Genomic DNA, 8082 nt, shown 5'->3' with positions numbered 1-8082 from the left:
ATGAAGACGAGGGTGACCATAGTGGCCTTGGGGATGGTCTTCGCGGCGCGGCGGCGGGCGCCGCGAGGGGTGCGCGCGGGCCTGGGTCGTACGGGGCGGGGTCGTACGGGGAGGGCTCGTTGAGGCCCGGGTCGTGGGGGCCGGGTTCGTGGGGGCTCTCGGACGGCTCGTGGTGCGGGTCCGTGTGCCCGCCCGCGTGGCGCTGCTCGCTGTGGGGGCTCTCGTGCGGGCCCCGCGTGCCGTCCGTCTCGTACGAGCAGTACCGGCATGCGTGGTGTTCGGGGGTCCCGGTGAGGGGTGTCATGTGTCGCTCACCCGCCCAGGATCGATCCGAGGTCGGAACCGGAGCCGAGGAACATGCCCGTCGCGATGAGGATCATCGTCGCGGGGAGCATGAAGACGAGGGTGACCATAGTGGCCTTGGGGATGGTCTTCGCGGCGCGGCGGCGGGCCTGCTGGGCGTCGGTGCGGCGCATGTCGTTGGCGATCTGGATGAGGGTCTCGGCGATCGGGGAGCCGAGTTCCTCGCCCTGCTGGAGGGCGGAGACGAACTGGGCGACCTGTTCGGAGTTGTTGCGGCGGCGCAGTTCGTCGAAGGCCTGGCGGCGGCTCACGCCCATGTCCATCTGCCGCAGGGTGATGCGCAGTTCGTCGGCCCAGGGGCCCTCGTACTTCTCGGCGACGCGTTCGAGCGCCTGGCGGAACCCGAGGCCCGCGCTGACGACGACGGCGAGGACGTCGAGGAAGTCGGGGAGGGTGCGGTCGATGACGTCGCGGCGTTCGCGCACCGCCTGCCAGATGGTGGCGTCGGCGGCGACGTGGCCGAAGCCGAGGGCGAGGAAGGCGAAGAGGGGGGAGCCGTAGCTCGCGAAGATCGCGGCCATGAGGAGGCCGAAGATCCCGTAGACGGCGCGGCGGGCGGCGTAGCGGTCGAGGGTGAGGCCGCCGGGGTTGCCCGCCATGTCGATGCGGCGGCGCTTGGCCTCGACGCGGCGCGGGCCCATGAGCCTGAGGACATAGGGGGCGAAGCGCAGGCCGAGGCGGTCGACCGCCGAATCGGCGGCCTTGACGCGGGTCGAGCCGACTTCCAGGGCGAGCGCGAGGTCGTCGGGAAGCTTGGTCTCGCCGCGGTACATGCGCAGGCCCAGGAGGACGCCGCCGACGCCGGCGGCCATGAGGAGGGCGAGGAGCACGCCGAGGGTCGCGGTGCTCATGCGGCGGTCCTTCCCGTGCGGCGGGTCCGTACGCGACGTGCCGGGCGGTGGCTCATACGTCGATCCTTCCGAGGCGGCGGATGACGAAGAAGCCCACGGTGTAGAGGCCGAGGGAGAGCAGGATGAGGAACTGGCCGAGCCCCGAGCCGGTGACGCGGTGGAGGGCGCCGTCGTTCTGGGCGTTGACGAGGAGGAGCGAGCCGAGGCCGAGCGCGGGCACGGTGAAGGCGGTCGCGTTGACCTCGGAGAGCATCGTGCGGACCTCGCGCCGGGTCTCCTTGCGCTCCTCCAGGGTGACCGTGAGGTTGCGCAGGGAGCCGACGACGGTGCCGCCCGCTTTGTTGGAGAGGACCAAGGTCGTGACGAGAACGACGAGTTCGCGCGAGGGAAGGCGGCGCGCGAGCTCGTCGAGCGCTTCGTCGATGGAGCGGCCGAGCGCCAGTTGGTCGGCGACATGGCTCAGTTCCTCGCCCGCCGGGTTCTCCATTTCCTCGGCGGCCATCGCGAGCGCGGTGCGCAGGGCGAGTCCGGCGGCGGTGGCGTTGGCGAGGAGGCGGGCGACGTCGGGAAGCTGGCTGATGAACGCCTCTATCCGCTTGGCGCGCTGCCAGTTGAGGAAGGCGTACGCGGACCAGGCGCCGACGAGGGCCGCGAGGGGGCCGAAGAAGGGCGCCAGGACGGTCGCGGCGACGGTCCACAGGAGGACGAGGCCGACGAGGGCGTAGAGCGTGAACTCGCCTGCGGAGACCGGGAGTCCTGTCGAGGAGAGGCGGCGGTGCAGGGCGCGGCCCGCGCGGGTGCGGCGGACGGCGCGGTCGAGTCCGGCGAGGCGGCGGGAGCCTCTCGTACGGGTGCCGAGGTGGCTGTCGCCCGCGAGGCGGTCGACGAGGGCCTCGCGGTCGGCGCGGCCCTGCGCCCACAGGCGGGCGGCGGCGACGAGGAGGACCCCGGCGAGGAGCGTCGCGCCGAGGGCGAGGAAGGCGGGACCGTTGCTCATGCGGGGGCCTCCTCCCGCGAACGGCGGACCGCTCGCGTGGTGGTGGGACGGGTGTCGCGGGGGCGCTTGCCGCAGGGGCGGGCGGCGCGGGGGCCGCCGTCACGGGGGCGGGCGGCGCGGGGATGGGCGGCGCGGGGGCCGCCGTCGTGGGGGCGGGCCGGTGTCATCCGCGTGCCTCCCTGGTGTGCCGGGCGAGTACGTCGTCGGGGGCGACCCCGTAGGCGGCGGGGATCCCCTCGCCCGCGAGGTGCAGCTTCTCGGCGACCGAGCGAGGCAGCGGGAGGTGCCGGTAGGCGCCGCGCACGACGCGGTCGGCGGAGAGCGGGGCCGCATCGAAGCGGGTGACGGTGGTGATGCGGAAGGGGTCGTGGCCGCGCGAGGTGAGGAGCGCGATCTCGGTGATCTTCCGGGAACCGTCCGCATGGCGGCCCAGTTGCACGACGACGTCCACGGCGGAGTTGATCTGGTCGCGCAACGCCTCGAAGGGAATGCGGACTTCGGACATCGATCCGAGGGTCTGGAGGCGCATCAGGGCGTCCTCGGCGGAGTTGGCGTGGACGGTCGCGAGGGAGCCGTCGTGGCCCGTGGACATGGCCTGGAGCATGTCGAGCGTCTCGCCGCCGCGTACCTCGCCGACGATGATGCGATCGGGGCGCATCCGGAGCGAGTTGCGTACGAGGTCGCGGATGGTGATGCGGCCCTTGCCCTCGACGTTGGGCGGCCGGGACTCCAGCCGGATGACGTGGGCCTGCTGGAGCTGGAGTTCGGCGGAGTCCTCGATGGTGATGATGCGCTCGTGGGCCGGGACGATGCCGGAGAGCGCGTTGAGGAGGGTCGTCTTGCCGGTGCCCGTACCGCCCGCGACGATGATGTTGAGCCGGGCGCGGACGAACGCGGCGAGGAGCAGCAGCATGTGTTCGTCGAGCGAGCCGAGGCCGATGAGTTCGGGGAGGGTGTAGACGCGCGGGAAGCGGCGGATGGTGAGGGTCGCGCCGGTGAGCGCGAGCGGCGGGATGATGACGTTGACGCGCTCGCCGCTCGGGAGGCGGGCGTCGACCATCGGATTCGACTCGTCCACACGGCGGTTGACCGTGGAGACGATGCGCTCGATGGTCTGCATGAGCTGGTCGTGCGAGGCGAAGCGGAGCGGGAGGCGCTCCACACGGCCCGCGCGCTCGACGAAGATCGCGTCGGGTCCGTTGACCATGATCTCGGTGATCGAGGCGTCTTCGAGGAGCGGTTCGAGGATGCCGAGGCCGAGCGCCTCGTCGACGACACGCCGGATGAGGCGGCTGCGTTCGGCGGTGGAGAGGACCGGGCCCTCGCGGCTGATGAGGTGGCCGAGCACGCGTTCGAGGCGGGTGCGGCGCTCGCTCGCGGAGAGCGCGGACATCTCGGCGAGGTCGATCTCCTCCAGGAGCTTGGCGCGGTACCCGGCCACGAGGCGGCCGTCTTCGAGCACGCCCTCGTCCTCGGGCGCGGAGATGCGGGAGCGCAGGCTCACGGCAGGGCCACCTCCCCGGTGTCGTCGTTGGGCATGGTCGCGGAACGCGTAACGGTCCAGCCGTTGCCGACGAAGGGCAGCAGGGTCGGTACGTGGACGGCGACGGTGTACGTGGTGGTGTCGCCGCCCCCGCCGGGTGTGACGGTGGCGTCGAGCCCGTCGGTCATGGCGGCGCGCGCCGCGGCGACCCCGTCGCCGCCCTCGGCCTGCGAGGCGACGCGTGCCCCGGCGCGGGCGCCGGTCCCGGCCTGGTTCGCGGCGAAGCCGACGAGGCCGAGCTGGATGGCGGCGAGACCGACGAGGAGCAGGACGGGGAGGAAGCCGGCGAATTCGAGGATGGAGCTGCCGCGGTCGTCGTGGGGGCGGACGGCGTGGAGACGGGCCGCGCGGGGACGAATCGCCCGGGGGCGGATCGCCCGGGGGCGGATCGCGCGGGGGCGGCGGGAGCGGTGCTGCGTGCCCGTCGCGGCGGGACGGCGCTCCGCACCCGTGCGGATGCCGTGGAAGCCGGCCGCCCTCGCGCACCCCGTGCCCGTCATCGGTCCCCCTCCGTGGCCGCGCCCGCCTTGCCCTTGACGGTCCAGCCGCCGTCGACGCCGGGGAAGAAGAGCGGGACCTCGGCCTGGACGGTGGTCCGGTAGACGTCGCCCGCGCCGCCGCAGTCGATGGCGGCGCCCTTCCAGGCGCCGGGGAGGTGGCGGGTCGCGGCGGCGCGGCAGGCTCCGGCGCCGTCCCCGCCGGCCGCGACGGCGGCGGTGCCCGCGCGGGCGCCCTCGTCGGCGGCGTTCGCGGCGAGGCTGAAGGTGTACCCGTACAGCGCGCACTGCCACATGAGGCCGATGACGACGAGGACGAGGGGGAAGATCCCGGCGAATTCGAGGGTGACGGCGCCGCGGTCGCTCCGGCGGGCGAGGGCGCTGGACGCTCCCGTGTGGGCGCCCTTCTTGCGGCGTCGGCCGCCGGTGGACTGCTCGGGGACCTGGACGAGACCGAGTTCGGCCGCGAGGGCCCACAGTCCCTGCCGCACGGTGCCGCGCGCGTCGAGTTCGTGGACGCGGCCCGCGTCGATGGCTCCGGCGAGTTCCTTGTAGGCGGCGGGGACCGTGGTGCGCGCGGTGCGGGTGCCGGTGATGCGCGAGACGAGGGCCGTCTCGATCTCGCCGGAGCGGGTGTGGCGGTTGAGGACGGTGAGGGTCTCCTCCGCCTTGCGGATCTGGAGGCGTTCCCACAGGCGCACGGTGCGTTTGGCGGCCCGTACCGCCATGACGTCCGGTGTGACCAGCAGCAGTGCCTGGTCGGCGAGTTCGACGGCGGCGGCGCTCGCGGCGGTGAGCTGGGAACCGCAGTCGACCACGACGAGGTCGTGGCGCGAGCGGACCGCGCCGAGGATCTGCCGGGCCGCGCGCTCGGTCACCTCCTCGCCGCGCTCGCCTTCGGCGGGGGCGAGGAGGAGGCCGAGGCCGCTGGGGTGCGGGAACATCGCGTCTTGGAGGACGCGCGGGGTGAGGTCCGCGATTCCGGCGAGGTCGACACTGGAGCGGCGGAACTGAACGTCGAGGAAGGCGGCGACGTCGCCGCACTGGAGGTCGAAGTCGACGAGGGCGACGGTGCTCCCCGACGCCTGTGCGGCGAGGGCGAGTTGGACGGCGGCGAGGGTCGTGCCGACGCCGCCCTTGGCACCGCTGACGGTGACGACGCGTCCGCCTCCCGAACCGCCGCCGCTCTCGGGGCCGCTGCCGAGGTGGCGGCGCATCCCGGTGGCCCACTCGGCGGCGGCACGGACGCGTTCGGAGAGGGCGTCGTAGGTGAGGGGGAGCGGCAGGATGCCGCGCGCGCCCGCGTCCATGGCGGCGGTGAGGACGGTGGTCCCCGTGTCTGCGGTGACGAGGACGACGCCGACCTGCGGGAAGCGCCGCACGACCTCGTGCACGAGGTCCAGCGCCGGGACGGGGCCGACGCGTTCGTGGACGAGGACGACCTCGGGGAGTTCGTCGAGCGACTCGGCGGCGAGCCGGCCGAGCGCGTCGAGGAGCGCGGTCGAGTCCGGTACGGGCAGGGCCGGTTCGGCCTCGGGCAGCTGGCTGAGCAGGGAGACGAGGGAACGGGCGAGGTCGGGATCGCCCGCCACCGGGAGGATGCGCGTGCTCATGGCCGCCGCCTCACTTGTCCTTGTCCAGGGTGTACGTGCGGTCGGGTCCCGCGGCGGCGGGCGGCTGCTCGCCCGCGCCGACGAGCGCGAGCCGCACGTGGGTCGCGAACGACTCGGCGTAGGCGACGCGTTGGGCGTCCGCGGTGCCGAGTCCGAAGGTGATGGGGACGGCTTCGGTAGAGCGGTTGCGATTGTCGTCGTTGTTCTGGTCGAAGGGAGTGAGCTTGCCGACGTCGAGGACCTGGGCGCGCTCGACGATGAGCCGGGACTCGTCGTTCTGACTCTCGTTCCGGCCCTTGAAGGTCGCGTAGATGTTGACCGACGAGCCGGGGGTGATCTTCCCGGCGACTCCGGTGGCCGCGTCTATCATGATCGCGATCTCCTGCTCCCCCGCCTTGAGCGCGGGCCGGTCCACGATCATGTCGTCCTGGAGCAGCGAGCCTTTGTGGAGTGTGGTGACGGCGATCTTGCCGCGCAGGGCGCCGAGGCGTGTGACGGCGGTGTCGGGCAGCCAGCGTGCCGGGATGGACACCTTCTCGAACTGCGAGGCGTCGAGGCTCTTGTACGGGGCGATGTCGTCCTTGAGCCGGTAGGCGGTCTTCTCGTCCCCCACCTTGGAGTTGACGTTTCTGACGACCCCGAGCACCCCGACGAGCGCGATGAGGGCGCACACGGCGGAGAGCACCATCAGGACGGCGCCTCGGCGCTGGCGTGAGTTCATGGCCGGAGTTACCTCGATCGGGGCGGGAGTCGGGTCGGGAGCGGGGAGTGGCGGCCCGCACCGGGCGGGTGCGGGGTCCGGGGGTGCGGGCGGGAGTGGACGTGTTGGGGGCGTGGGGGCGTACGGGGCCTTGGTCGTGCGGGCGGGGGTCTGGCGTCGGGAGCGGGCGGGTTGAGGCTGTGCGGGCGCCTGGGGTCGACGGGCCGCCGGGGGCGAGCCCCGTACCGCGCGCCTCTGGCCTTCTGGTCAGCGGTACGGGGGGTGCGGCGAGCCCGGGCGGTCGGGCGGGTCCGTACCCGGCGCGGCGGCGGCTCGCGTCGTGCCCGAGGGGGCGACGGGCCCCAACTCGCCCGGCGGGCCCGGAAGTCCCGTGTCGGGGCGGGGACCGGCGTGCGGGAGCGCGGCTGCCGCGCGGCGGGCGGCGGGGAGGTCGCGTCCCGGATCGCGCGGTGTCTCGTGACCGGCCTCACGGGCCCCCTCGCGCCCGAGCTCGCGGCGGGGCTCGCGGGAGGCGACCGGGGCGCGGAGGGCCGGCGGGGTGAGGGGGGCGCCGCAGAACCCGCAGCGGTCGCCGAGGAATTCGAGCCCGCACCAGCGGCAGCGTTCGCGGCGCACGGAGGAGACGAGCTGGTAGAGGACGGAGATGTCGGGGATGCCCGCGGCGAACTCGGTGAGCTTGCCCGTGCCCCACCAGGCCGCGGAGTCCTTGGGGAGGGGCACTTCGGTGACGGACTGGACCTGCCAGCTGCGGGCGAGGGTCTCGCCGAGCCAGGTCGAGGGACGCTCGCCGTGGGCGAGGTAGAGGCGGGTCGCGAAGTCCGGGCCGGGGAGTTCGGCCCCGGGCACGGCCTTGACGAGGCGGGGTTCGGGGTGCGCCTGGACCGCGTACTGCGTGCCGGGGAGCCAGGAGCGGGCGTGCGAGCCGAGCGGGACGGGCACGCGGTCGAGCCGGGCGAGCGAGCCGAGCACGGCGCCCGCGTGCACGTAGTGGGCGAGGAGGCGGGCGGCCGAGGCGAGGACACCGGGGGTGAAGTCGCAGACCGAGAGCTGCCGCAACTGGAGTGCCACAAGGGCGAGTCCGAGCGGGGGCAGATCGAGCCCGACGAGGGTGACGCGGTCCGCTTCCAGGGCCGCGCGGGCGGTGCGCACCCGGCGGATCGCCTCGGGGTCGGCGGCGCTGGAGTGCAGCACGATGAGCCAGCCGTGCTGCTCCAGTAAGGCCTGGAGTTCGGCGAGCGACGCGGCGAGCGGGGCGCCCGTGGCGGCTCCGAGCGGGACGGCGCCGGGCGTGTGGCGGTCCGGCGAGGGGAGCACGAGATCGCTCCCGGTCACTGCGACAGCGGTCGGCACGGTCCCACCCCCTAACCCTTCCCCGAGCGCGTACGCGCGCGAGCGCGCGAAGCCCGGTCGAGCGGCAGGCCGCCCCTCGCTCCTGCACCATATCCAGCCGCAGCACCCTCAACACCCCACTTCGCAGGGTTCGTAGCGCCTTACGAC

General features: G+C 73.9%; 7 protein-coding genes and 1 pseudogene. All 8 read right to left on the bottom strand.

The features are described 5' to 3' along the window. Nucleotides 1-304, bottom strand: a pseudogene (locus tag IF99_RS35180) (hypothetical protein); the annotation flags it as partial. Between the two features lie 7 nt (nt 305-311). Beyond that, nucleotides 312-1214 (bottom strand): DUF5936 domain-containing protein, encoded by a 903-nt coding sequence (locus IF99_RS0124550; RefSeq protein ID WP_030999401.1) that lies wholly within the window; start codon nt 1212-1214, stop codon nt 312-314. A gap of 52 nt (nt 1215-1266) precedes the next feature. Then, nucleotides 1267-2211 carry a type II secretion system F family protein gene (locus IF99_RS0124545; protein ID WP_030999398.1) on the bottom strand — a complete coding sequence of 315 codons (945 nt, stop codon included), beginning with the start codon at nt 2209-2211 and terminating at the stop codon, nt 1267-1269. Between the two features lie 163 nt (nt 2212-2374). Then, nucleotides 2375-3715, bottom strand: a complete 1341-nt coding sequence (locus tag IF99_RS0124540; RefSeq protein WP_030999397.1) for a CpaF family protein — start codon at nt 3713-3715, stop codon at nt 2375-2377. Continuing rightward, complete coding sequence (locus IF99_RS0124535; RefSeq protein WP_420705715.1) at nt 3712-4254, bottom strand: TadE/TadG family type IV pilus assembly protein; 543 nt, start codon at nt 4252-4254, stop codon at nt 3712-3714. Before IF99_RS0124535 ends, IF99_RS0124540 begins: the two co-directional genes overlap by 4 nt. Further along, nucleotides 4251-5864, bottom strand: coding sequence for an AAA family ATPase (locus tag IF99_RS0124530; protein ID WP_030999393.1), 1614 nt, complete (start codon nt 5862-5864; stop codon nt 4251-4253). The genes IF99_RS0124535 and IF99_RS0124530 overlap by 4 nt, the downstream gene beginning before the upstream one ends. A gap of 10 nt (nt 5865-5874) precedes the next feature. Further along, nucleotides 5875-6585, bottom strand: a complete 711-nt coding sequence (gene cpaB, locus IF99_RS0124525; protein ID WP_030999391.1) for a Flp pilus assembly protein CpaB — start codon at nt 6583-6585, stop codon at nt 5875-5877. A gap of 246 nt (nt 6586-6831) precedes the next feature. Then, nucleotides 6832-7935, bottom strand: a complete 1104-nt coding sequence (locus IF99_RS31125) for a hypothetical protein (RefSeq protein WP_234340835.1) — start codon at nt 7933-7935, stop codon at nt 6832-6834. Between the last annotated feature and the right edge of the window lie 147 nt (nt 7936-8082).

The organism is Streptomyces sp. NRRL F-5630, assembly GCF_000719475.1.
Taxonomy (GTDB): domain Bacteria; phylum Actinomycetota; class Actinomycetes; order Streptomycetales; family Streptomycetaceae; genus Streptomyces.
Note: the sequence above shows the minus strand (reverse complement) of the source record. Positions and strands in the feature narration are given on the sequence as shown.

Coding starts and splice junctions, on each gene's coding strand:
- cpaB (WP_030999391.1), bottom strand. CDS start 6,585: ATGAACTCACGCCAGCGCCGAGGCGCCGTCCTGATGGTGCTCTCCGCC.
- IF99_RS0124530 (WP_030999393.1), bottom strand. CDS start 5,864: ATGAGCACGCGCATCCTCCCGGTGGCGGGCGATCCCGACCTCGCCCGT.
- IF99_RS0124550 (WP_030999401.1), bottom strand. CDS start 1,214: ATGAGCACCGCGACCCTCGGCGTGCTCCTCGCCCTCCTCATGGCCGCC.
- IF99_RS0124535 (WP_420705715.1), bottom strand. CDS start 4,254: ATGACGGGCACGGGGTGCGCGAGGGCGGCCGGCTTCCACGGCATCCGC.
- IF99_RS0124545 (WP_030999398.1), bottom strand. CDS start 2,211: ATGAGCAACGGTCCCGCCTTCCTCGCCCTCGGCGCGACGCTCCTCGCC.